We start from the raw sequence: 24,533 nt of genomic DNA, 5'->3' as shown, positions 1-24,533 counted from the left end.
TTAGGTCAAAGGTGAACCATGAAGCGTCATCAAAAAAAGTAGCCCGTTCGGATGAGCGGGCTACTTGGTCATATTGCTTAGAATTTACCTTTTTTGAGGACGAGACCGTACTTCTTCAATTCGATGAAGTGTTTGTTGTCGATCACTTTCTTCATGAATGAAGCGTTGCGACCGAAGATTTTTTTGCCCATGACGATGCCGATGCCGTCGTTATGGCCAAGTGAAGCGACTGTCCCTTTGCTCTCATACGTGAATTTCGAAGTCGATTTTCCGTTGATGAGCGCCGCGATGTTTTTCGCTACGTTGTGCGCTTGTTGCGTCGCGATTTGAGCAGTCGGCGGGTATGGACGGTTTGAGACCGGATCCATGACAGCCGAGCAGTCACCGATGATGAAGACGTTGTCGTGACCTGGGGCACGGTTGTCCGCCTCGACCATGACACGGTTACGGACCGCTTCAAAACCAGATTTCTCGATGATCGGGCTACCGCTCACGCCACCTGTCCAAAGGATCGTGTTCGCTGCGATCGTCTCCGTCGTGTCGCCTTGAAGCGGACCGAACGTGACGACGCCAGGCTCAACGCCTTTGATGCCGTTGCCGAGTTTCATCTCGACACCGTTACGCTCGAGCCATTTCTGTGCATACGTCGTAAGTTCTGGGTCGAAACCAGGAAGGACGGTCGGAGCCGCCTCGATGTTCACGATGCGAACCGCTTCACGTGGCACGTCATACTGCTTGCAAAGCTCAGGGACACGGTTGACGAGCTCACCGAGGAACTCGATACCTGTGAAACCTGCGCCGCCGACGACGATTGTCACGTACGAGCGGTCAGCCGACCCGTTCGTCTTATATTGTGCGAATGAGTATTCGATATGTTCTTTGATTTTACGGACGCTGTTCAATGAACTGATTGTCATCGCGTTCTCTTTGAGGCCTGGGATTCCGAATGTTTCTGGAATGCCGCCGAGTGCGAACACGACATAATCATATTCAACAGTCGAGCCGTCTGCGAGGAGTACTTGTTTAGCCGTAGTATCGACGCGATCGACGATCCCTTTGACAAATTTCACGCGTGACGGGTTCACAACGTCGTTGATGTAGATACGAGCTTGCTCCGGTTTCATCGTTCCGGCCGCTGGTTCATGGAGCCACGTCGTCTGGTAATGGTAATCATGCTTGTTGATGAGCGTGATGTTCGCGTCGCCAGCTGAGAGCGTCTTCTGGAGGTTCACCGCTGTGATGAGTCCACCGAAACCTGCGCCAAGAATAACAATGTTAGGTCGTTTCATGTTCATTTCCACCTTGTTTTGATAGTTTTGTTTTCTTGAACAATCATGTTGTGTGTTTTTTCACATGAATGTTCACAATAAAGCCTAAACCTTGTTCAACCAATGTTCACAATTGCTTCTCGTTCATTGTACGCTGTTTATTTCGTTTTCTCAATGGAAAAGCTTATCTTCTTGAATTTTTTTTGAATGTATAGGATGTTTGTACAGAATGGATTTAATTCACGATTGTCACTATAATGGATGTATACGTTTTGAGGAGGAATTCGATGAAATCGACGAAAGATGTGATCATCATCGGTGGCGGCCCGGTCGGACTGTTCACCGCATTTTATGCAGGTATGCGCCAACTCGATACGGCGTTGATTGAAAGTTTGCCGCAGCTCGGCGGACAATTATCGACACTGTATCCAGAAAAATATATTTACGACATCGCCGGCTTCCCGAAAGTGAAAGCCCAAGATTTGATTGACCAATTAAAAGCCCAAGCCGATCAGTTCGAGCAGGACTATCGCCTCGGGGAGACGGTCGAGACGGTCGAACGTCTTGAAGACGGCACGTTCCAGATTACGACGAACAAGGATGAGTACCATACGAAAGCCATCATCATCACGGCCGGGAACGGGGCATTCGCCGCACGACCACTCGGTCTCGATGGTTGTGAAGACTATGCCAACCTTCATTACTTCGTCGACAACATGGAGAAATTCCGTGATCGTCGCGTCATGATCGCCGGCGGCGGTGACTCGGCTGTCGACTGGGCACTCATGCTCGAAGGCATCGCGAAGGAAGTCCATATCGTTCACCGCCGTGACCGCTTCCGTGCCCACGAGCATACGGTCGAGCAAATGAAGGCCTCGACGATCAACGTCTGGACACCATATAACATTGAATCACTTTCAGGTGAGACACACATCGAGTCGGTCGAATTGACGGACAAAGACGGCGAATCGAAATTCGTCGAAATCGACGACCTCATCTGTAACTACGGTTTCGTCTCATCGCTCGGCCCAATCAAAAACTGGGGCATGGAGTTCGAGAAGAACACGATCCGCGTCGACTCACGCATGGAGACGACGGTCGCCGGCATCTTCGCCTGTGGTGACATCGCGACTTATGAAGGAAAAGTGAAATTGATTGCGACAGGCTTCGGTGAAGCCCCGATCGCCATCAACCAAGTGAAGCAGCTCGTCGACCCGACAGCGCGTCACCCGCAACATTCGACTTCGGTATTTGCCGGGAAATAACGATGTGGCCCCATCTTCATGATGAGGGCCATTTTTCATTTGCGGATTGTTTGCACAATGACCCGGTCGAGCCAGTCGTCGAGTTGGGTGAAGACGAAACCGGCCTTTTTCGCCTCCGCGATCGACATATAATAGTCGACGTCCGTATCGTACGGCGACGACTCGCCATCTTTGATGATCTGGACCGGTTTATTTAAGTGATGGCCGATCCGTTCCATGAGTGCCCCGAGCGAGATGACCCCTTCACTCGCCGCGTTGAACGGTCCGGTCACGTTCGCCCGACCGACCCATTCTAGAAAGGCGGCCGCCTCAAAGCTTGAGATGAATCCCATCTTCGCTTCCGGATGATGCAGCACGATCGGCTCTTCCCGTCGGACGGCGTCGATATAAAACTTGAGACGGTCTGTATAGTCGTCGGGTCCGAGCACGATTGGCAAGCGGACCGTCGCGACCGGGAACGAGGCGCGATGGAAGAAATAAGACTCAGCCTCTCGCTTCCCTTGCCCGTAATCATGTTCGGATTCGAGATGATAGTCATGATGGAGCGGATTGAAATCACTTTCTTTCAACTCGGCGTCTGGCGCATAAACCGACATCGTCGACGTGAGCACATATTTACCGACCTGGTCCATGAAAGCGTCCGAGGCGATCTTTGCCTGGTACGGGTTAAAGCAAATATTGTCATAGACGAGGTCGTAATGGTCGCGTGACAAATCTTTCATCGTCGCCACCGACTGCCGGTCCCCTTTGATCGACCGGATGCCCTCCGCCTCGGGTACTTGCAGTTGTCCACGCGTCACAATCGTCACATCGTCACCGGCCTCCGCCAACCGAAGCGCCAACCGCTTTCCAAAATAGCGTGAGCCACCGAAAATCAATACTTTTCTCATCGTCCCTGCCCCTCCTACATGAAATGACATCTCTTTTCATTTTCCCTTGCATCCTCTCGACTAATCTTCCACATCCTTGAATATTTTTGTTATTCTTATATATATAGACAAGAAAGAGGCGAGACGCATGCATCAGATCACATTAGAAAAAGGATGGTCGTGTGAATTACCGACACAATATGCCATTTACCAAAGCTTATCGGACTTCAGCCGTTACTCGGTCCTTGACCAAGAGGAAGAGAGCGTCTGTTCGTTCCGCATCACGAACGACACGTGTAAAATCACAGCGTTTCGTCCTTGGCAACATCAAATCGAGTTAGACGCGGCTTCGAAACTCATTCGATTAATTCTGATTGAAGAGACAGACTGAATACAAAAAAGGCCAATCATGAACATGATTGGCCTTTCGTTTAGCAATCCCCAGGTGTCCCGGCGTTCGACGCCGTCCGGAAACTCGAGCCGCAACCGCACGTGGCGATGGCGTTCGGGTTTTTAATCGTGAAGCCGCCTCCGAGCATCGACTGCTTATAGTCGATCTCGAGACCGTCGACGACCCCGTGATCGGCTTCGGCGACGATGACACGGACGCCGTGGTGGTCAAACTGAACGTCCTTGTCTGTCTTATCCTCATCAAACCCCATCCCGTAAGACAGGCCGGTACACCCGCCCCCTTGCACTTTGATCCGCAAGTACTGGTCGTCGGGGCGTTCGGTCTGTTTCATCATATCGATGACTTGTAATGCGGCTGATTCTGTCAAATGAATCATCTGAACTCCTCCTTCGTTATCTTAACTTCAAGTCAACTGACTTGAGATTTTGTGAAATATCTTGTATAACTAAACTGTAACAAAAAAAATTAAATCGTTCCATCTTCGGGGCAGGGTGAAATTCCCGACCGGCGGTATTGAAGACAAGTTCTTCTCAGCCCGTGAGCGAGCAAGGCGTTGCTTGCTGATTTCGTGAGATTCGAAAGCCGACAGTAAAGTCTGGATGGGAGAAGATGGCGGCATCCGACCGATATCCGGATGTTTTCTTCGGCGTGGTCTAAACACCGATGAGAGCATCTATTTCGTATGCGCGTAAACTCTCCCGATTGTTTGATACAATCGGGTTTTTCTATGCGACGGGTGCCATTCATCAAGGAGCGACAAAAGGAGAGATTTTGATGAAAACAACGCGCAACAAACGATTGACAACACTGGTGACGCTATCGATGCTCGGGGCCATTTCTTTTGTCCTCATGCTCTTTAACTTCCCGCTGCCTTTCCTACCACCGTTCCTAAAAGTGGATTTCAGTGACATTCCCGCGCTCGTCGCCGGGATCGTGTTCTCCCCACTCGCAGGCGTCGTGGTCGTCGCTCTAAAAAACGTCCTCTACTATGTCTTCAACGGTGGCGGCGTTCCGGTCGGTGAAGTCGCGAACTTCTTTGCAGGTGTCGCCTTCATGTATCCGGTCGCATGGTTCTACCATAAACGTAAAACGAATAAAGCGCTCGCTTCAGGCCTCGTGGCCGGTACGATCACGATGGCACTCAGCTTGGCGATCTTGAACTATTTGCTCATCTTACCAGCCTACGCGTTCTTCTTCGGCATGACCGAGATGGCGCAACCGGCAGTCAAAACGGACCTCGTCCTATACGGTATCTTGCCGTTCAACTTCATTAAGGCCTTGTTGATCAGCGCCTTGTTCGTCCCACTCTTCCTCAAATTGAAGCCGTGGATCGAACGCCAGCGCATGCAACTTCAAGCGTAACTGACAAGCACCTAGACCCCGGTCTAGGTGCTTTTTGTATAGGTACGCTATGCTAATGAGAGAATAGGAGGAGATGGATTGAACACGACTGAAGATGTGACCCATTTTTTAGAGACTGATGTGGAACTGATGCGTCTGTTGACAATCGTCGCTTCGCTCGGTTTACCCGATTGGTGGATTTGTGCCGGATACGTGCGGGCAAAAATATGGGATGACGCGCACGGCTACGAAGTACCGACGCCGACCGAGGACGTCGATGTCATCTACTTTGACCGATCTCACATCGACGAGGCGATTGAAAAACAGTATGAGGCACAACTGCACGACCTGTTACCGAACGTCCCTTGGTCGGTCAAAAACCAGGCCCGCATGCATCTGGTCAATCAATTGCCACCGTATCAATCTGCGGTCGACGCCTTGGCCCATTTCCCTGAGACGGTCACGGCCATCGGTGTCAGTCTTGATGCGGGCGGACGCTTGAAGCTGGCCGCCCCTTACGGTATCGACGACATAGTCGAACTAAAGTTACGACCGACCCCGGCCTTTGCGAACGACTCTTCACAACATCATATTTATCGAGCCCGGATTAATAAAAAGAATTGGCAAGCCACTTGGCCGAGACTCCAAGAAGTGGATATACCTCGTCAGGGATGATAAACACTAGTGAAACCCACCGCCTTACGGTCGGTTTTTTGCTGTTCATTCATAAACGTCACAACGAAAAAGAGTGACCACCGAAGTGATCACTCTGAGTATACCGTGTTTGATTAGAGAAGAAGACCAGCGAGTGTCGCTGACATCAAGTTGGCAAGCGTACCTGCGAGAATCGCGAGGACACCCATGCGCGCGATGTCGTTCCGACGGTTCGGCGCCATTCCACCAAGACCACCGAGAAGGATGGCGAGTGATGAGATGTTGGCGAATCCACAGAGTGCGAACGCGATCATAGCTTCCGTACGTGCCGAGAGGTCACCAGAACCGATGATTGGTGCGAATTCAGAGAAAGCGACGAATTCGTTCAACACGAGTTTTTGTCCGAGGAAGCTACCGAATTGAACAGCATCTGCCCATGGCACACCGATCACGAATGCGAGCGGTGCGAACACATAACCAAGAATCAATTGAAGCGTGAGACCGTCGAAACCGAACAAGCCACCGATTCCACCGAGAATCAAGTTAACGAGCGCGATCAATGAAACGAAGGCGAGAAGCATCGCACCGACGTTCAAAGCAAGGAAGAGACCGTCAGAGGCACCGCGAGCGGCTGCATCGACGAAGTTCGCTGCCTTGTTCTCTTCATCTTCAGCGATTTCGATATCGTCATCCGGTACGTCTGTTTCCGGGACGATGATTTTCGCGAACATGAGACCAGCAGGAGCAGCCATGAAGCTCGCTGCGAGCAAGTACTCGAGCGGTACACCAAGAGCAGCGTATCCAGCAAGAACTGAACCGGCAACCGAGGCGAGACCACCGACCATGACAGCGAAGAGTTCCGATTGTGTCATCGTTGGAAGGTAAGGTTTGATGACGAGCGGCGCTTCCGTCTGACCGACGAAGATGTTCGCTGTCGCTGAGAGCGACTCTTTACGTGACGTGCCAAGTGCTTTGGCGAGAGCCGTACCGAGGATACGGATCACCCACTGCATGACACCTACATAGTAGAGAAGTGCGATGAGTGACGACATGAAGACGATAATCGTCAACACTTGGAACGCGAAGACGAAGTTGTCTCCGCCGACAGCTGTACCGAAGACGAAACTAATCCCGGCGTTCGCCGTGTTCAAGACGTTCTGGACGCCTCCTGAGATCCATTCTAACGCGTTACGTCCTACTGTAGTGAAGAGGACGAGGAAGGCGAACGTAAACTGTACCGCGAAAGCGGCAAGCACGGTGCGCCATTTGATGGCTTTACGGTTGGTCGAGAAGATGTAAGCGATTCCAATTAGTGCCAAAATACCAACCACGCTCATGATATTCATTGGTGTTGTGCTCCTTTCATATTGGGGAAACCTGATAATGTGATATACCCGAATCGAGATGTGTCCTACCGTTTGAAACGCTTTCTTTTTCTGTTGTTAAACGTCAGACAACCTACATTCGAACCTCTTTGAATATAACAGACCCTTTTTAAAAATGCAACGGGTCAAAACGGTCAAAATAAAAAAAGTTTGAAGGTCCTTCAAACTTTTTCACCATGCCATTTCTTCAATTTTTTCATATACATTCGTCACGAGTTGTTCCGGTGTATCCCCGGTCACGACCTCACCATCGACGAGACAAAACAAGTCAAGCGAACAGACGCCGCAGTAGCCCGTACAGCCATATTCGACGACGTCTAAGTCTGGATCGGACTCTAATTTGGCGCGGGCGATTTGTGAACCCATCGCTAAATTGGAGGCACAGAACTCAATGATCGGATTCATCATGTCATTCACCCTTCCCCTTTCCTTCAAAGCAGGAAAATGGTTCTTCTACGGCGTATTATAACATGATACAGTTGAAGTGTAACAAAGGGGGATTTTTATGCGCAAATTAGTCGTCTTGGGAGGCGGTTACGGGGGTATGCGTGTAATCGAACGTGTCCTCGGCCATCAGCTGAAGGACGTATCGATCACACTCATCGACCGTCTACCTTACCATGGATTAAAAACAGAGTATTATGCACTTGCGGCGGGGACCGTGTCGGATCGTGACATCCGCATCGATTTTCCAGAAGAGGTCGACTACATATACGGCCAAGTCACCGATATCGATACGGGGGACAAAATGGTCCTGCTCGCGAGCGGGGAAAAAGTGCCGTACGACGACCTCGTCATCGGCCTCGGTTGCGAGGACAAGTATCACAACGTACCCGGTGCCGCCGAGTTCACGTACAGCATCCAAACGTTAGAAGAATCACGAAAGACCCAGCAAGCAATCAACGGCCTATCTCCGGGATCGGTCGTCTCGATCGTCGGTGCCGGCCTGTCCGGTGTCGAGCTCGCCAGCGAGCTGCGCGAGAGTCGTCCCGACTTGACGGTCCGTTTGTTCGACCGCGGCCCGTCCGTCCTATCGTTCCTATCAAACCGCGTCTCGATGTATGTCCAGTCTTGGTTCGAGGAACATGGTGTCGAAGTCATCAATAACTCGAACATCGTCCGGGTCGACGCCGATGGGTTATGGAACCATGAACAGCACTTCGCTTCCGATTTGACGGTGTGGACCGCCGGGATTCAACCGGTCGCCGTCGTCCGCAACCAAGGTTGGGAACTCGATGGGGGGGGACGTGTCAAATTGACACCACACCACTACGTCCCGGAACAGCCCGATATCTTCGTCGTCGGGGACAACGCCAGCCTGCCGTATGCACCTTCGGGTCAGCTCGCAGAAGCGCAGGCCGAACAGATCGTCCAAGTGCTACTCTGTAAATGGAAAGGTGTCGCATATCCGGATTTGCCGGATATCAAACTCCGAGGCACGTTAGGATCGCTTGGGAAGAAGGCCGGATTCGGTGTCTTCATGGGCAAGCAGTCGCTCACCGGAAAAGTCGCGCGATTGCTCAAGTCCGGAATTCTTTGGAAACATAAAGTCATTAAATAACATGCCTGGGTCGACCATCTCGGTCGATCCTTTTTAATGTAAAGCAATCCATTTGTCGTTCAGCCACCATCGTGTTGAGCCAAAAGTCTTGTATCTGAATCCCCTGTATCCTTATCTAAATATTCAGATTATTGATTCGATTGACATATTCTACCCGTTGGCAAAACTTGTTACTCTAGGGTCACGGCCGAACGACTTCGTGTCACCTCGCCTACATAACCCGAAGGAGGAAACAAGTTGAAAAAAATCTGTAGCACCGTCCTCGCCTCATTGCTCGTCTTGTCAACCGTCCCGGAAGCCGCGGAAGCTGCTCCCAACAAATCGAAAGAACGCGTCATCGTCGTCTTCAAAGAGTCAGCGAAGAATATCCCGCTCTCAATCGAAGGCATGGAAGTTCGCCAACAGTACAAAAACATTCCAGCCGCAGCGCTTGAAGTACCGAAAGCCGCACTGAACGGACTGAAGAACAACCCGCACGTCGCCCACGTGGAAGTCGATCAAACGGTACAAATCGAGAACCAGACCCAGGACTGGGGCATCCCGAAATTGAAAGCCCCATCGGCTTGGCAGAGCGGATACACCGGGAAAGGCGTGAAAGTATCGGTCGTCGATACGGGGATCTCGCCGCATCCTGATTTGACGATTTCGGGCGGTGCCTCATTCAGCACGGTCACGAGCTCGTACGCCGATGACAACGGTCACGGGACGCACGTCGCTGGTATCATCGGGGCCCGTAACAACAGCATTGGGACCGTCGGGATTGCCCACGAGGCGAGCATTTACGCCGTCAAGGCACTCGAGGCGAACGGTAGCGGTAGCCTATCGAGTATTATCGCCGGGATCGATTGGTCGATCACGAACGATATGGACGTCATCAACTTGAGTCTCGGGACGACGAGTCCATCCTCAACGCTCCAACAAGTCGTCGACCGTGCCAATAATGCTGGCATCCTCGTCGTCGCGGCAGCCGGTAACAACGGACGCACCGACGGATCGGGCGACCTCGTCAACTACCCGGCCCGATACAGCTCGGCCATCGCTGTCGCAGCGACGGACATCAACAACAATCGCGCTTCATTCTCGGCTACAGGCAGCACGGTCGAAGTCGCGGCACCAGGCGTGAGCATCAACTCGACACTCGCAACTGGAGGATACGGCCAGATGAGCGGGACATCGATGGCGACACCGTACGTCGCTGGTAACCTCGCTCTCATGAAGCAAGCGTTCCCGACGTTGTCGAGCGCACAACTCCGCTCAAAACTGTCACAAGACTCGATCGATCTTGGCGCGGTTGGACGCGACGCCTGGTTCGGAAACGGACTCGTCCAAGCTCCAGCGTCTGGTGGGACGTCACAACCTGTTCAAGCACTCGCGACGACAGTATCGACATCGAAGTCGACTTATTACGCGGGTGAGCAAGTATCGATCTCATCGACGGTGCGGGACGCGAACGGCCAACCGGTCGCAAACGCCGACGTCCGTGTGACGGTCACACAACCTTACGGCACGACGCTCACAGGGACAGGCAAGACAAGTTCGACAGGCGCCATCACGTTCACGCTCTCGACAAGTTCTTCATCACAGCGCGGCACGTACCAAGTGAAGGCTGATGCGACGCTCACTGGCTACACGGCTGGTTCGGCGACGTCATCGTTCCGCCTTCTGTAACGAACAAGAGTCGAACGACAATCGTCGCTCGACTCTTTTCATGCTGTCGTCTGCTCGATGGCCGAGTAGACTTTTCGTAACTGGACGACCCCTTCGTCCACGACTTCCCCATTCAAGAGGACAAGCGGATAAAACCACTCGTCTTGCTTGATCGCCTCAGCGATGTCGTCGTCCGCCGTCTCGAAATCGATGTACTCGAACTCGAACGCCTGATCCGGATATTTCCGGGCAAGAGCACTTTGCAACCATTCATATGTCTCGATCGAGCTAGGTGCCCCGACGCAGCTCGCACACTGCACCTCAGCCCCATATACCGTGATTTTCATGTCCATTCCCCCTGTTCTCTCCTATTATACAAAATTCAATAAGTCGTATCGTCACAAAACGCTCAGCGTTAATGATTGAGAAACAATCTCAAACTTGCTAGAATGAAAGGGAACCAGAAAGGGGTAGATACCATGGAAATGTTTGATCAAGTCCAAGAAGTACTCGATAAATTACGCCCGTTCTTGCTTCGCGACGGCGGTGACGTCGAACTCGTAGACGTGGAAGAAGGCATCGTCAAACTTCGTTTGATGGGTGCATGCGGCAGCTGCCCATCTTCAACCATCACTTTGAAAGCCGGGATTGAGCGTGCGCTCATCGAAGAAGTACCTGGCATCGTTGAAGTCGAACAAGTATTCTAAACAAAAAGGGAGACGTGAGTCATCCCTTTTTTTCATGCATGCGTCCATTCATCTAAGCTTTCGACCATATAGGTCGGGAGCTTTTCTTGTTCTTGGATAAAGGCCGGACCGTGTACGCCCGAATTGACATGAAGCGTCCGGAGCCCACCGTTGATTCCGAACAAGATGTCAGTATGATAGTTATCCCCGACCATGACGACCTCTTCTTTTGTGAGACCGATCATCTCAAGGGCGATATCGACCATGACCGGTTCCGGTTTCCCGATGAAGAATGGGTCTTTTTCCGTCGTCACAGCCAAGACTGATGTGAGCGCCCCGTTCCCCGGCAAAAAGCCACGTTCGGTCGGGATGGCGATATCGCCGTTCGTCGAGATGAAGCGGGCACCGGAACGAATCGCGAGTGCGCCTTTCGCCAACTTCTCGTAAGTGATATGGCGGTCGAGCCCGATGACGACATAGTCCGCCTTCGCCTCTTCCGTCACGTGGAAGCCACGTTCTTCAAGTGCTAAACGCAAGCCGTCTTCCCCAATCATGTAAACCGTCGCGCCCGGCGTCATCTTCTCGATGTAACGGGCCGTCGCCATCGCGCTCGTCAATACGTGCTCCGGTGTGACATGTACACCCATCGAGACGAGCTTATCTGCCACTTGTTTCGGCGTCATCGACGCATTGTTCGTGACGAACAAGTACGGGAAGCCCGTTGCTTCGAGTCGATTCACGAAATCGACCGCTGCTTGAATCGGGGCTGTCCCCGCATAAATCGTGCCGTCTAAATCAAATAAGTATCCTTTAATCGAATCCATCCAATCACTCGCTTTCTGGTAGAAATGCTGATACAGGTCCAAGTTCCACTTCGATATAATGCCGAACCTGCTCTGGGAATGCCTCGAACGTCGCTCTATAGCGCTCGACCCAAGCGTCGAATCGGTCCGAGTCTGCCGTGACGAACTCCCGGACGTAATGAGCCCGCAGCGCCACGAGCGCTTTTGCGGCTACTGCCGTCTCGGCATCGAGCACGCGTTCATCGAGCAAAATATCGACGATGTCCTCATAACTGCCCGGGTCGCGCATGATGAAGCCATCAATCATCGAATTGCCGACATCAATCACGCCTTCCATCAAATGGACGGCCAACCGCTGTTTCGCCAGTTCGACCGTGAAGGCGTCCCCCTCTAGTTGATCAAGTCGACCGAGCATCGTCTCCATATGGGCCAACGTCTCGCTAATCTTTTCTCTGTTCACAAAATACATCGGAATCCCCCCTGCCTCCTATAGTAATCCTTTTTCTCGTTCGAGAAAAGAATCTCACCTATTTACATCATTTATCCGATTGTGATACACTAATCCACGGATTAACACAATAAATAGTATGACACATTAAATAGACATCACGTGGAGGGTACAACACTATGGAACGAGAATTAGCGCTAGAGATCGTACGAGCAACTGAGGCAGCAGCACTTGCTTCGTCAAAATGGATCGGTCGTGGTCAAAAGAACGAAGCAGACGGCGCAGCCACGTCAGCAATGCGTGAAGTCCTCGGGACGGTCAATATGGACGCCACCGTCGTGATTGGTGAAGGCGAGCTCGATGAGGCACCGATGCTCTATATCGGTGAACGTCTCGGCACGACGTTTGGGCCGGAAGTCGACATCGCGGTCGACCCGCTCGAAGGGACGTCAATCGTCGCCAAAGGGCTCGGCGATGCCATGGTCGTCATCGCGGTCGCCGATAAGGGCGCCCTCCTCCACGCACCGGATATGTATATGGATAAACTCGTCGTCGGACCGAATTTGAAAGGCAAAGTCTCGCTCGACGAACCGCTCGAATCGATCATCGAGAAGGCAGCCCTCTATAACGGCAAGCGTATCGAAGAAGTCACGGTCATCATGCAAGACCGTGATCGCCATGAGCACTTGCGTCAAGCGGCGATGAACATGGGCGCTCGCGTCAAGCTGTTCGAAGACGGAGACGTTTCGGCGGGAATCGCGGCAGCCGTCAAATCAAATCCGATTGACATCTTTATCAGCACGGGCGGCGCCCCGGAAGGCGTCATCACGGCAGCGGCCGTCAAAGCGCTCGGTGGCGACATGCAGGCACGCCTTCACCCGATGAACGAAGAAGAGACGGCGCGCGTCATCTCGATGGGCATCGAAGACCCGCTCCAATTGCTCACAATCGACGACCTCGTCAAGAGCGATGACTGCATCTTTGCGGCGACAGGCGTCACGTCAGGCGAACTGCTCGACGGCGTCAAATTCTTGACGGACGATATCGTCGAAACGACGTCGCTCGTCATGCGCTCGAAAACGAAGACGATTCGTAAAGTCGTCGCCGAGCACACGTTGTCACTCAAGCCATACCTCCAAAAACAAGAAATCAACGCATAATAAAACCTCCGCTCTCGATGAGCGGAGGTTTTCGTTTAGAATCCTTGTTCGAAATCCGTTCCGGCATGGTTTGTCTGTGGTCGTTCCGCTTGACGAATCGAGTCGTAGAACGTCGCGTACGTCGTCGTGAAGTACGGGTAGACGTACAAGAAACCGATTCCGAGTGTGAACACCCCGACGAAGAACCAACCGATGAATGAGAGGACAAGTTTGAACGCGTCCATCTTATGCCCATCCATCATGCGGCGTGATTCCGTGATCGCCTCAAGGGCCGATAGTTCCGGTTGGTCCCGTAAAATGTAATACGTCAGTGAGTACGAGAACCCTTTGATGATTCCCGGGATCACGAGGAGCAACGTCCATAAGAAAATGAACAATCCCATGAAGAACGGGGCGAGCACGTGCTTGACGTAGCCCGTTTTAAATGGTTCGAACAACTTTGAGACGCCTGGCCGCTCGCCGCGTGAAACGGAAAGGACGAGCCACGCCCATCCGATCGTGAGCGGTGCAATCAACAAAGTGAGAAGAAGCGACAAGAACGTAAGTCCCGTGTCAGCCGCCGTCGGTATCGCCTCTGGGTCTACAGGGACAGGCGGCGCGAACGATTGTGGAATCCCGTTCAAGACGACGAATAAAATTAATAGCCCGGCCATCAGCCAACGCTTTCCGGTTAACATTTTTTGTGCATGTTGTTTTAACTGTGCAGTCATTTTTCATCATCCTTTTTGTGAGGTCTTTCCTAAGTGTACGTCATCGCCCCCAGAAAAGTTTCAAAAAACCACGAAAAAAGGGAAAAGGTTTTTTCCCTCCCCCTCAATACATCACATTGCCCATGAAAAACTGTGACATCGATAAAATAAATAAGAGCACACCTGTGGCCACTGCCGCCAACGAAATGATTTTAAATAGACGGCTTCTCAGAAACGCCTGACGATATTCAAAGCGGCGGATCAGCAATACGTGGACAACCTCATAGAGAAGGACTGCGGCCGTGAAGTAAAACGTCATGATACTCCCTAACCCGAAGAACAACATCGCAAGTAAGCCCAGACCGAAGTTATGAATTCGGTTGTGGACGTCATCGCGGTCACCGACGGTCGCCGTTTGTACGTGTTGCATACTTCCACCTCACTTCCAAAACCCGAACAGAAACAATTGCTATAAATATAAGTTATCACAATTTTCCCACCCCCAAACCTGTCACACCGTCTTTTCACCTAAAAGAAACATTTGGAAAATAAATGTAACAAAAAAAGCGCTGATGTCATCAGCGCGTCATATGCCGGTCGAAGGCTCAGCTTCTTCCGATTTATTGAATTTGCGTTTCAGTTTGAGCGGTTGTTTCGTGCCGCCGAAGACCGGACCGTCTTCCGCCTCATCGATTTCCGTCTCTTTCTTGAGCACGAAGAACGGGCACCCAAAGTTACAGTATTCATACACGTAATCCATCACATGGTCGATCCGGTTGTCATATGTCGCGAACTTGGATTTTGTCTCATAAAATCCTTTCAACCGAAGTTGTCCGTGACCCCAGTCCCCGACGATATAATCATACTTATCGAGCACGTCGCTATAGCGTGCGATGAATGCCTCCTCGTCAAAACCGTCCCGTTTTTCTTCGATGACGGTATAGCCGTGGCGATTCACTCTAATCATGTTTCACACCTCCACTCTCCTATCATATCATGCCAACCGGCCCCGCCCCTATCCTTTTCGGATGGCATTATGGCGTGTCACAATCGTTTCCCGCAACACATCACGGAGCAGTTCTGGCATGAAGTAACGCTTCGTCTGGTCGGCCAAGTAAGGAAGGAGCGGACCGAACGTGAACATGTCGACCGTGGCGACGCGATACGTCTCATCGAGCTCGACTTCCTGACCGTGGACGTAATAGCGACCATGCCTCAACTCGAGTCCGTGGACAATCGGGGCGCCAAGCACCGTTCCGCGAAACCCGAGGCCGCGGACATGCATCGTCGTGAACGCTTCTTCTTGGACATCGTTTAAAAAACGGATCAGCGTGGCTCCGTCCAGCGAGAGCAGACAAGGGTTGATCGGATGCGGACAGATGCGGTGAAGCATATTGAGCGTGACGTGCCCCGGCAATAACCCTTCCAATAGGACGCCTGCCGGGATCACGCTCACTTCAGCGTCACACCAGTCCGCCAGCCCGCCTGCCAACAGTTCACCGAGGGCAGATGGGCCGAACCAGTCGCTCGGATAACCCGGCGTGTCAGCGATGGTCACGTCGAGCAGCCGCTCGGCTTGGCTGTATTCTTCTTGTAAGGTTGAAACCGTCGCTTCATCTGTCTCTCGTTCCGTCAAGTCATGCAAACTGGCCCGCTTCTCGATGATTCGGTTCCCATCGAGGGTGAGTTCCACTTCCCCGACGTATTGACCGTATTTGCCGGCCTGGGCGATCAAGACGCCGTTCGTGACGACCCCGTCATCGAGCACGTGATGGGTATGGGCCCCGAGGATGACATCGATTTCCGGAAACGCTTCGGCGAGCCGCTCATCGGCATAAAAACCGAGGTGGCTGAGGGCGATGACGACATCACAGTCTCGGAGTGTTTCAAGTGCACGTTTCGTCGCCGCGTGCGGCGCTTCGATGGCCCAACCGAGTTCCGGATAAAGTTCTTCATACGGTGCCGTCACGCCGAACAGCCCGATGCGGAGTCCGTCTCGTTCGATGACGAGCGTCTCCGTCGCCCAATCGGGTCTCGTGCCATCCGCCTGATAGACGTTCGCGAGCAACACCGGGAACTCCGCCTCTTCGTATAGATGGGCGAGCCAGTCATGCGGGAACGTGATGCCTTCGTTGTTCCCAATCGTGACCGCCGTCGGTTGGACGCGATTGAGCAGGCGGACGTTCACTTGTCCTCGCGTCACTTCCGTCGCCGGATGGGTCCGGTCGGCATGGTCGCCGAGATCGAAGACGAGCGTCTCTTCTGTCCGGTGCTCGTTCAAAAACGAGACGAGACGCGGCCAGTTATGAAATTTCGAATGTAAGTCATTATAATGATACATCGTGATCGTTCTCAAGACGATTCCCCTTCCTAGAACAGGCTGATTTGGCTCGGGGCGAGCTCATATTCGGCACCGAGGATCTCGATCAACCGTTTGGCGTTCGGTACCGCGTCTCCGGCCGAGTTGTTGTTGAAGTAGACGTACACCGACTTCGCCGCTGCGTCGACTTGTTTGAGCGCCGCCGCGAGCTCTTGCAGTTCGTCTTCACTGTAGCGATACAGACAACGCACATGACGCCACTCTTGGCTCGTCATTCCTGGTTTTCTAAGCCAGCCAGCCGTGTTGCGCCCGTGTAAGCGAACGACGGCCACTTCCGGATTGGTCACGACCGGCACGAACGGGATGCTGCTCTCTTTCGTCTGCGGCTCATCACAGATCGTGTTGATGAACCGAAGTTCCGTCAAGAAAGCGAGCGTCCGCTCCCGGAACGCCTTGGAGAACCAAGTCGGATTGCGGAACTCGATCGCGATGTCATAGTCCTTCAACTCGTCGCGAATCGTCCGCAAATAATCGAGATGCGGCTTTGAGACGTCAAACCACGGCGGCAGCTGGACGAGCACGGCCCGGAGTTTTCCGGCCTGCTTCAACGGTTCGACCGAGGTCCGGTATCGTTCGAACAGTTCGGCGAGCGGTAATTTCGGTTCGCGGTCATGTCCGCTCATTTCCCTGGAAACTTTGACGACGAACTGGAACGTTTCTGGTGTCTCCTGGTTCCACTTCTCATAGTTCTTCACAGGTTGAATCGCATAAAACGAGGAATCGATCTCGACGGTCGGAAAATGCCCCGCGTAGGTCGACAGTTTATGTTTACGTTCTTCCGGGTTCGTATAGAGCAAATCGTGGTCGCCCCATCCCGTCACACCGACATAAATCATCATGTTCCCTCCTCACATCATTGTTCGAACGTGGCCGTCGCTTTCCGCTTCGACCAGTTCAACGTTCCGGCGAACGTCACGAGCAACAGGACGAGTCCCATCACGAACGGATAGCGCATATCGATATCAAACGCAATCCCGGCGAGCGTCGGCCCGACGATATTGCCGATGCTCATATAGGCGTTGTTCATCCCCATCGCAAACCCTTGTTCCTTATCGGCCATTTTCGACACGAGCGTATTCAACACCGGTCGTAAAATCGACGTCGACAAGAAGATAATCAACGTGACGGCGAAGAAAATCGTGTAAGACCCGGCGAACAGCGAGAACAAGAAGCCGAGCGCGGCGAGCATGATGAAGATGAGCACGACTTTGATCTCACCGAGCAATGAAACGAGACGGTCGACGGCGAACAGCTGCACGATGACGCTGACGATGCCTGTCCCGGTGATCATGACCGCAATTTGTTGCGGTGTCGCGCTGAACGTCTCACTGACGAACAAGCCGAGGACAGATTCATACGCCATCAAACCGAACGCCATGACCAAGTTGATGACGAGCACGAAGAAATACGGCTTCCGTGTCGACGACACGAGTTGGCGCGGCAACGACTCGCTCTCGCTCGTTTGAACGTATGGCTCTCGATCCGGTTCCTTCAATAGAATGATCGACGAGATGACGGCGACGAACGAGACGATCGCCGACAAGAGAAGTGGCGCCTTCAAACCGAACTCAGCGAAGAAACCACCGATCCCCGGTCCGATAACGATCCCGAGCGACATTGCCGCGGAAATATAACTGTTCCCTTTCGCCCGTTGCTTGAGCGTGGTGATGTCGGCCACGTAGGCGAAAATCGCCGGAATCAACAGCGCGGCCCCGACGCCGCCGATTGCCCGTGAAATCAAGAGGACGGTCAGGTTGTCAGATAAGTAAAAGACGCCCATCGAGACGGTAAAGCCGATCAGACCTAAAATAATCATTAGACGGCGTCCGTAAACATCCGCCCATTTCCCGGCGATCGGCGACATGAGCAACTGGGCCCCTGCGAAGACTGAGATCATGAGACCGGCAGCAGTGCCGCCTTCTCCGATCATCTTCAAATAATCAGGAATGATCGGAATGATGATCCCGAATCCTGCTACAGCGATGAACATGTTCAACATGAGAATCGCCAATTGTTTCTTTTGTTTAGTCGTCAATGTATGTCACTTCCTTTTCATCCTTTCATTTTACTTGTTGATGAATGGAATGAGCAAACGATAAGACAGCAAAACACCCATCCTTGACCAGAGGATGGGTGTTCGTTCACTTGCTTATGAGATGCGTGATTGAGCGAGTGATTGATTGGAACGTTGTTTCGGTAAGAAAAGCGTGATCACATACACGATCAACGTTGGAACCGCCCAGGCGAGCCCGATCTCGGCCATCGGCAAGTTCGTGATCCATTCGGTTGCAGCAGACGGCGCCAAACCGTGTGTCGTCTCAAAGAGCGAGAGCACGAGGGCCGTATACACTGTCGCCTTCATGGCGACGTGAGGGTTGCGTTGAATCCGTTCCGTGATCGACACGAGAACGAGTGCGATCATGACCGGATACAAGAGCGTGAGAAGCGGTACCGCGATTTGAATCAACGTACCGAGTCCGACGAGTGAGATGAGATAGCCGAACAACGTCGTCGCGATAACGACCTGATAATACTTGAGTGATTCGAACGTGTTGCTGATGAAGCGTGAGAACTCAGTGATGAGCCCGACCGCTGTCGTCAAACAAGCGAGGAAGACTGCTGCCCCAAGTGCGAGCATTCCGACTTGTCCGAATGAAGAACCGGCGAACGCTTGAAGCAAGCTTGCGCCATCTGTCGTCCCCGTTTGACCCGTCATATTCGCTCCGATCGATCCGAGCGAGATATAGACGAGCATCAAACATGTGACGGCAAGTAAGCCTGACGAGCGGAGAAGCGAAGACGCTTCTTTTTGGTCTGTCATACCGTTCGCTTTGAGCGTGACGAGCACGATGGCCCCGAAGACGAGTGCGCCGAAGACGTCCATCGTCAAGTAACCTTGTTTGAAACCTTCCCCGAGCGCACCGATCCATGTCTCATATCCTTCTGCTGGTGCGACCGGCTTCCCGAGTGGAGCCACGAGGTTCGTGATTCCGATTGCCGCAAGCAAGAGCAAGAGGATTGGTGTGATGATGCGTCCGATGATTTCAATCAATTTTTGAGCGCGTAACGTCAAGAAGAACGTTAATCCGAAGAAGACAGTTGAACTGATTGCGAGCGTGAGCGTAGATGGCGCACCGAGGAACGGTACGACTCCCATCTCATACGTGACGGCTGCCGTCCGAGGAATCCCGAAGAACGGCCCGATTGCCACGTACATTAATCCCGTCAAGACGAGAGCAAGACGCTTCGGAATATACCGAGCGATTTGGTCAGACCCACCGCCGACCCGCGCGACTGCGAAGAGCGCGAGTAATGGTAGCCCGACGCCGGTAATGACGAAGCCGACTAGGGCTGGGACGAGGTTCTGTCCTGCCATCGCACCTAGCATCGGTGGGAACAGCAAGTTCCCGGCCCCGAAGAATAATGCGAAAATCGTGAACGCTAACGGGAATAATGTCGATTTTTTCATACAACTACCTCCACATACATGTAATACCTTCCGTGTTACCCAATGAATCAAATGACTAAATTTTCTGACAATAAAGCGCTTGGTCTATTTCATTATACACACTTTCATTTTTTTGACCACCCTATCCTTAAAAATGATGTTTATTTTTTTGAAATGTGGATTTTTCATATGGAACCGTTCCCTCATTTTACAAATTATCGGCGAGCAAATGAGGAAGGATTGCTCTTTATGAGAGAAATGGTCAATAACGGATATCGAATTTCCGGAAGGATTCGATCGTCGCCTCTTCGGCTTCGATGCGTTCGACCCCGACAAAACGATTGCCGTCATATAAAGCACGTTTATAAGATTCGAGTCTCTCCGCGTCTCCTTCGATTTGAAGTTCGACCGTCCCGTCATTCAAGTTCCGAACCCAACCCGTGATGCCGTATTCAAGCGCTGTCGCTTGAGCGAAGTAGCGGAAACCGACCCCTTGGACACGACCCGATACGATGAGATGTTGTGCTTGTTTCATGCATGTATTCCTCCTTGTATGTGAAATAACAGGTTTAATGACGCTATAGTTAGGAAATAATATTTAAGTAAAATAATGGATAGGAGTGGTGATGTGGAACAACTTGTGAATATGGTGACGACGTTTTCGGATTGGCTATGGGGAGTGCCAATCATCTCATTACTTGTCTTGTCTGGACTTTATTTGACGATTCGTTTAGGGTTCTTCCAATTCCGATACCCGCTATACATATTGCAACAAACGTTAGGCAGTGTCTTTAAAAAACCAAAAGGCGAAGGCGACATCAGTCCTCGCCAAGCACTCACGTCGGCCTTGTCGTCGACAATCGGTGCTGCCAATATCATCGGGGTACCGGCTGCCATCATGTTCGGTGGTCCCGGTGCCATCTTCTGGATGTGGGTCATCGCCGTCGTCGGGATGGCCATCAAGTTCTCGGAGAGCGTCCTCGCTGTCCGTTACCGCGAGAAAAACGAGGCCGGGGAATTTGTCGGCGGTCCCGTCTACTATATGGCCAAAGGCTTGAAGTTGAAATGGCTCGCTTCTTGGTTCGCCTTCGCCCTCATGATTGAACTCATTCCGAGTATCATGGTCCAAGGGAACGCCGTCAGTTCGGCCGTCCGCGAGACGTTCGACGGTAATACGCTCGTGACCGGACTCATCGTCGCGGGCCTCGTCGCGCTCGTCGTCTTCGGCGGAGTGAAGCGGATCGCCAAAGTGACAGAGGTCATCGTCCCGGCGATGGCGCTCGTCTATGTCGGTGCCGGGTTCATCATTGTCTTAATGAACTTCTCGCAAATCCCGGAAGTACTCGGGCTCATCTTCTCGTACGCATTCCAACCGATGGCTGCCCTTGGCGGTTTCGCCGGTGCCGCGATTGCCGAGACGATTCGTTGGGGCTTCGCCCGCGGTCTGTATTCGAACGAGGCTGGACTCGGGACGGCACCAATCGCCCACGCGGCCGCCCAAACGGATCATCCGGTCCGTCAAGGCTTCTGGGCCGTGATCGGGATTGTCATCGATACGCTCATCATCTGTAGCACGACGGCGTTCGTCGTCTTGTCTTCCGGTGTATGGACAGAGGCCGGCGCCATGAACGACCCGGCCGCTCTGACGACGATCGCATTCCAACAGTACTTCGGTTACACGGGTAGCCTGCTCGTCACGATCTCGCTCATCTTCTTCGTCTTGTCGACAATCATCGTCATCATCTTTTACGGGTCGCGCCAAGCCGAGTACTTGTTCGGGTTGAAGGCCGGCTTCTTGATGAAAGTCGTCTATATCGCCTCGATCGTCATCGGTGCGATCGGCGGCGCCCAAATGATTTGGAACTTCCTCGACTTCATGCTCGCGATGATCCTCATCCCGAACATGATCGCCGTCTTGATGTTGAGCGGTGAAGTGAAGCGCTTGACGACCGAGTTCTTCACGTCCGAGAAATATTATAAGAAAGACGTCGCCGAGAAGAAGGCGTCGTAACGACAAACCCGGCTGCAATCGCAGCCGGGCCTTTTTTATGAACTCGATTCAATCTTGTCGATCGCTTGACGAATCCGTCCGACCGAGGCGTCGAACTGTTGTTGTTCCTCGTCCGTCAGTTCGATTTCGACTATTTGGCGGATACCGGTCCGATCAATCAAGGCCGGTACGCCGATATGGAGGCCAGAGGCACCGTATTCTCCGTCGAGATGAGCACCGATCGTCACGACGGAGTTCTCGTTCCGGACGATGGCGCGGACGATCCGAAGGAGCCCGAGCCCAATCGCGTAGTACGCCGCGCTCTTATATTCGATAATTTGATTCGCCGCATCGCGGACCCCTTGATAGATGGCGTCCAAATCTTCTTGGCGGTACGATTCATTCTCCTCAAGTAACTGCTTCATCGACTTCCCATAAATGCGGGCATTGTCCCAGGCGACGAATCCCCCGGCGCCATGTTCGCCCATATAATAGACGTGGCAGTTCCGTGATGACAAGTCGAAGTACTCGCCGACCTTATAACGAAGACGGGCCGTGTCAAGCACCGTACCTGAACCGATGACGCGGTGCTTCGGCAAGCCTGACGCCTCAAAGGCGACGTGCGCCATGACGTTGACCGGGTTCGTTGCGACGACGATGATGCCATCGAACCCGCTCGCCATGATTTGTTTCGTGACGTCGCGGACGACGACCGCGTTTTGTTCGGCCAGGTCCATCTGGGTCTGACCGAGCTTTTGAGCGGCACCGGCCGTGATGACGACGATATCGGCGTCACGGCAGTCCGAGTAGTCCCCTGCCCAAATCCGGACCGGGCTCGGGGCGAACGAGATGCCGTGGTTGAGGTCCATCGCCTCCCCTTCAGCCTTGGCGTGGTTCGAGTCGATCAAGACGAGCTCTTCACAGAGCGCCGCCATCGACAATTGATAGGCGAAACTGATACCGACCCAGCCAGCGCCGACGACGGCGATGCGGGTGATGTCTTTTGGATCAATCGTTTCCATTCAATCATTCCTCCCTAAAAGCAGTCTCTCTCTTAGCATACCCGACTCTCCTTCGTTTCACGACAAAAAAAGCGAACTCCCTTGCGGTGAGTTCGCTAATTAAAGATTATCCGATCGATCCTTCCATCTCGAACTTGATGAGACGGTTCATTTCGACGGCATATTCCATTGGCAATTCTTTCGTGAACGGCTCGATGAAGCCCATGACGATCATCTCCGTCGCTTCTTCTTCCGAGATTCCACGGCTCATGAGGTAGAAGAGTTGCTCTTCTGACACTTTAGAGACTTTCGCTTCATGCTCGAGTGAGACTTGGTCGTTCAAGATCTCGTTGTACGGGATCGTGTCCGACGTCGACTCGTTGTCCATGATGAGCGTGTCACATTCGATGTTCGAACGTGCACCTTTCGCTTTACGACCGAAGTGGACGATTCCGCGATACGAGACTTTTCCGCCTTGTTTCGAGATCGACTTCGAGACGATTGACGACGACGTGTTCGGTGCGAGGTGAATCATCTTCGCGCCCGCGTCTTGGTGCTGCCCTTTACCGCCGAGGGCGATTGAGAGCGTCATACCGCGTGAGCCTTCACCTTTTAAGATGACAGCCGGGTATTTCATCGTGAGTTTCGAACCGATGTTACCATCGATCCACTCCATCGATCCACCCGCTTCACAGACGGCACGCTTCGTGACCAAGTTATAGACGTTGTTCGCCCAGTTTTGGATCGTCGTATAACGGCAGTACGCGTCTTTGTTGACAAAGATCTCAACGACCGCTGAGTGAAGTGAGTTCGTCGTGTAGACCGGTGCTGTACATCCTTCGACGTAATGGACAGATGCGCCCTCGTCGACGATGATGAGCGTCCGCTCGAACTGACCCATGTTCTCCGAGTTGATGCGGAAGTAAGCTTGGAGCGGTTGCTCGAGCTTCACGCCTTTTGGTACGTAGATGAACGAGCCACCTGACCAAACAGCCGAGTTGAGTGCCGAGAACTTGTTGTCCGTCGGCGGAATCAATTTTCCGAAATACTCACGGAAGAGGTCTTCATTTTCTTTAAGCGCCGTGTCTGTATCTTTGAAGACGACACCTTTCGCTTCGAAGTCTTCTTGCATGCTGTGATAGACGACTTCAGACTCATACTGAGCCGAAACGCCTGCCAAGTATTTTTGCTCCGCTTCCGGGATTCCGAGCTTGTCAAACGTACGTTTGATTTCTTCAGGAACCTCGTCCCACGAGTGCTCTGTCTTTTCAGACGGTTTGACATAATACGTGATCTCATCGAAATCGAGTGCCGTGAGATCGCCGCCCCATGTCGGCATCGGCATTTTGCGGAACTGTTCGAGTGATTTCAAACGGAACTCGAGCATCCATGCCGGTTCTTCTTTCATGCGCGAGATCGTCTCTACGATTTCATTCGTCAAGCCGCGGCCTGAACGGAAAATCGAGATGTCTCGGTCATGGAAGCCATATTTATAATCGCCAATGTCAGGCATGTTTTTCGCCATA

General features: G+C 52.5%; 27 protein-coding genes and 1 riboswitch. Of the genes, 9 read left to right on the top strand and 18 right to left on the bottom strand.

Going from position 1 to position 24,533, the window contains the following annotated elements; all coding sequences use genetic code 11:
- Positions 1-77: 77 nt before the first annotated feature.
- Complete coding sequence (locus tag KNP75_RS04165; RefSeq protein ID WP_214706576.1) at positions 78-1,289, bottom strand: NAD(P)/FAD-dependent oxidoreductase; 1,212 nt, start codon at positions 1,287-1,289, stop codon at positions 78-80.
- 266 nt (positions 1,290-1,555) lie between these two features.
- Between KNP75_RS04165 and KNP75_RS04160 the strand changes: the two genes are divergently transcribed.
- Positions 1,556-2,533, top strand: a complete 978-nt coding sequence (locus KNP75_RS04160) for an NAD(P)/FAD-dependent oxidoreductase (protein ID WP_034778371.1) — start codon at positions 1,556-1,558, stop codon at positions 2,531-2,533.
- A 35-nt stretch (positions 2,534-2,568) separates the two neighbouring features.
- Here KNP75_RS04160 and KNP75_RS04155 read toward each other — a convergent pair whose 3' ends face one another.
- Positions 2,569-3,423 carry an NAD-dependent epimerase/dehydratase family protein gene (locus KNP75_RS04155; RefSeq protein ID WP_215189926.1) on the bottom strand — a complete coding sequence of 285 codons (855 nt, stop codon included), beginning with the start codon at positions 3,421-3,423 and terminating at the stop codon, positions 2,569-2,571.
- A gap of 127 nt (positions 3,424-3,550) precedes the next feature.
- Here KNP75_RS04155 and KNP75_RS04150 point away from each other — a divergent pair, with 127 nt between their 5' ends.
- Positions 3,551-3,793: a hypothetical protein gene (locus tag KNP75_RS04150; protein WP_029595120.1), complete on the top strand. Its 243-nt coding sequence runs from the start codon at positions 3,551-3,553 to the stop codon at positions 3,791-3,793.
- A gap of 40 nt (positions 3,794-3,833) precedes the next feature.
- On the opposite strand, the gene KNP75_RS04145 is transcribed toward KNP75_RS04150, so the two are convergent.
- Complete coding sequence (locus KNP75_RS04145) at positions 3,834-4,190, bottom strand: HesB/IscA family protein (RefSeq protein WP_138859128.1); 357 nt, start codon at positions 4,188-4,190, stop codon at positions 3,834-3,836.
- Between the two features lie 97 nt (positions 4,191-4,287).
- Positions 4,288-4,429, top strand: a riboswitch (FMN riboswitch).
- 159 nt (positions 4,430-4,588) lie between these two features.
- Between KNP75_RS04145 and KNP75_RS04140 the strand changes: the two genes are divergently transcribed.
- Complete coding sequence (locus KNP75_RS04140) at positions 4,589-5,176, top strand: ECF transporter S component (RefSeq protein WP_029595118.1); 588 nt, start codon at positions 4,589-4,591, stop codon at positions 5,174-5,176.
- Positions 5,177-5,305: 129 nt separating this feature from the next.
- Entirely contained in the window at positions 5,306-5,830 is a 525-nt protein-coding gene (locus KNP75_RS04135; protein WP_215190395.1) for a nucleotidyltransferase family protein, read from the top strand.
- A 113-nt stretch (positions 5,831-5,943) separates the two neighbouring features.
- Here KNP75_RS04135 and KNP75_RS04130 read toward each other — a convergent pair whose 3' ends face one another.
- Positions 5,944-7,155: a NupC/NupG family nucleoside CNT transporter gene (locus KNP75_RS04130; RefSeq protein ID WP_029595115.1), complete on the bottom strand. Its 1,212-nt coding sequence runs from the start codon at positions 7,153-7,155 to the stop codon at positions 5,944-5,946.
- A 210-nt stretch (positions 7,156-7,365) separates the two neighbouring features.
- The gene (locus tag KNP75_RS04125; protein ID WP_021065517.1) at positions 7,366-7,602 is read right to left on the bottom strand and encodes a YuzB family protein; all 237 of its coding nucleotides are present in this window, start codon (positions 7,600-7,602) and stop codon (positions 7,366-7,368) included.
- Positions 7,603-7,699: 97 nt separating this feature from the next.
- On the opposite strand from KNP75_RS04125, the gene KNP75_RS04120 reads away from it, so the two are divergent.
- Entirely contained in the window at positions 7,700-8,755 is a 1,056-nt protein-coding gene (locus KNP75_RS04120; RefSeq protein ID WP_215189925.1) for an NAD(P)/FAD-dependent oxidoreductase, read from the top strand.
- 237 nt (positions 8,756-8,992) lie between these two features.
- Positions 8,993-10,423 (top strand): S8 family serine peptidase, encoded by a 1,431-nt coding sequence (locus tag KNP75_RS04115; RefSeq protein WP_215189924.1) that lies wholly within the window; start codon positions 8,993-8,995, stop codon positions 10,421-10,423.
- A gap of 38 nt (positions 10,424-10,461) precedes the next feature.
- Here the strand turns inward: KNP75_RS04115 and KNP75_RS04110 are convergent, their stop codons facing one another.
- Complete coding sequence (locus KNP75_RS04110; RefSeq protein WP_138859124.1) at positions 10,462-10,755, bottom strand: DUF1462 family protein; 294 nt, start codon at positions 10,753-10,755, stop codon at positions 10,462-10,464.
- Between the two features lie 96 nt (positions 10,756-10,851).
- On the opposite strand from KNP75_RS04110, the gene KNP75_RS04105 reads away from it, so the two are divergent.
- Positions 10,852-11,109, top strand: a complete 258-nt coding sequence (locus KNP75_RS04105; protein ID WP_232819607.1) for a NifU family protein — start codon at positions 10,852-10,854, stop codon at positions 11,107-11,109.
- 32 nt (positions 11,110-11,141) lie between these two features.
- Here KNP75_RS04105 and KNP75_RS04100 read toward each other — a convergent pair whose 3' ends face one another.
- The gene (locus tag KNP75_RS04100; RefSeq protein ID WP_214706604.1) at positions 11,142-11,912 is read right to left on the bottom strand and encodes a TIGR01457 family HAD-type hydrolase; all 771 of its coding nucleotides are present in this window, start codon (positions 11,910-11,912) and stop codon (positions 11,142-11,144) included.
- Between the two features lie 4 nt (positions 11,913-11,916).
- Positions 11,917-12,360 (bottom strand): DUF86 domain-containing protein, encoded by a 444-nt coding sequence (locus KNP75_RS04095; protein WP_214797322.1) that lies wholly within the window; start codon positions 12,358-12,360, stop codon positions 11,917-11,919.
- A 158-nt stretch (positions 12,361-12,518) separates the two neighbouring features.
- On the opposite strand from KNP75_RS04095, the gene glpX reads away from it, so the two are divergent.
- The gene (gene glpX, locus KNP75_RS04090) at positions 12,519-13,499 is read left to right on the top strand and encodes a class II fructose-bisphosphatase (RefSeq protein ID WP_215189923.1); all 981 of its coding nucleotides are present in this window, start codon (positions 12,519-12,521) and stop codon (positions 13,497-13,499) included.
- Between the two features lie 35 nt (positions 13,500-13,534).
- Here glpX and KNP75_RS04085 read toward each other — a convergent pair whose 3' ends face one another.
- The 8 genes from KNP75_RS04085 to KNP75_RS04050 form a co-directional block, all read right to left on the bottom strand.
- Positions 13,535-14,209 (bottom strand): DUF975 family protein, encoded by a 675-nt coding sequence (locus KNP75_RS04085; protein WP_034778418.1) that lies wholly within the window; start codon positions 14,207-14,209, stop codon positions 13,535-13,537.
- Positions 14,210-14,312: 103 nt separating this feature from the next.
- Entirely contained in the window at positions 14,313-14,618 is a 306-nt protein-coding gene (locus KNP75_RS04080; RefSeq protein ID WP_034778423.1) for a hypothetical protein, read from the bottom strand.
- A 156-nt stretch (positions 14,619-14,774) separates the two neighbouring features.
- Positions 14,775-15,155, bottom strand: a complete 381-nt coding sequence (locus KNP75_RS04075; protein WP_214706624.1) for a YutD family protein — start codon at positions 15,153-15,155, stop codon at positions 14,775-14,777.
- 48 nt (positions 15,156-15,203) lie between these two features.
- Positions 15,204-16,544 (bottom strand): bifunctional metallophosphatase/5'-nucleotidase, encoded by a 1,341-nt coding sequence (locus tag KNP75_RS04070; RefSeq protein ID WP_251128191.1) that lies wholly within the window; start codon positions 16,542-16,544, stop codon positions 15,204-15,206.
- A 14-nt stretch (positions 16,545-16,558) separates the two neighbouring features.
- Positions 16,559-17,404 (bottom strand): DUF72 domain-containing protein, encoded by an 846-nt coding sequence (locus KNP75_RS04065; protein WP_214706626.1) that lies wholly within the window; start codon positions 17,402-17,404, stop codon positions 16,559-16,561.
- Between the two features lie 17 nt (positions 17,405-17,421).
- Positions 17,422-18,603: an MFS transporter gene (locus KNP75_RS04060; RefSeq protein ID WP_034778427.1), complete on the bottom strand. Its 1,182-nt coding sequence runs from the start codon at positions 18,601-18,603 to the stop codon at positions 17,422-17,424.
- A 114-nt stretch (positions 18,604-18,717) separates the two neighbouring features.
- Complete coding sequence (brnQ, locus tag KNP75_RS04055) at positions 18,718-20,037, bottom strand: branched-chain amino acid transport system II carrier protein (protein WP_034778429.1); 1,320 nt, start codon at positions 20,035-20,037, stop codon at positions 18,718-18,720.
- Between the two features lie 241 nt (positions 20,038-20,278).
- On the bottom strand, positions 20,279-20,551 hold the full coding sequence (locus KNP75_RS04050) for an acylphosphatase (protein ID WP_034778432.1): 273 nt from the start codon (positions 20,549-20,551) through the stop codon (positions 20,279-20,281).
- Between the two features lie 111 nt (positions 20,552-20,662).
- Here KNP75_RS04050 and KNP75_RS04045 point away from each other — a divergent pair, with 111 nt between their 5' ends.
- Entirely contained in the window at positions 20,663-22,027 is a 1,365-nt protein-coding gene (locus KNP75_RS04045) for an alanine/glycine:cation symporter family protein (protein ID WP_251128278.1), read from the top strand.
- A 35-nt stretch (positions 22,028-22,062) separates the two neighbouring features.
- Here the strand turns inward: KNP75_RS04045 and KNP75_RS04040 are convergent, their stop codons facing one another.
- Together KNP75_RS04040 and sufB are read right to left on the bottom strand one after the other, a co-directional pair.
- Positions 22,063-23,028, bottom strand: coding sequence for an L-lactate dehydrogenase (locus KNP75_RS04040; RefSeq protein ID WP_034778438.1), 966 nt, complete (start codon positions 23,026-23,028; stop codon positions 22,063-22,065).
- Between the two features lie 106 nt (positions 23,029-23,134).
- Positions 23,135-24,532, bottom strand: a complete 1,398-nt coding sequence (gene sufB, locus KNP75_RS04035) for a Fe-S cluster assembly protein SufB (RefSeq protein ID WP_034778439.1) — start codon at positions 24,530-24,532, stop codon at positions 23,135-23,137.
- Between the last annotated feature and the right edge of the window lies 1 nt (position 24,533).

Source organism: Exiguobacterium sp. s6 (assembly GCF_018618155.1).
Classification (GTDB): Bacteria; Bacillota; Bacilli; order Exiguobacteriales; family Exiguobacteriaceae; genus Exiguobacterium; species Exiguobacterium mexicanum_A.
Note: the sequence above shows the minus strand (reverse complement) of the source record. Positions and strands in the feature narration are given on the sequence as shown.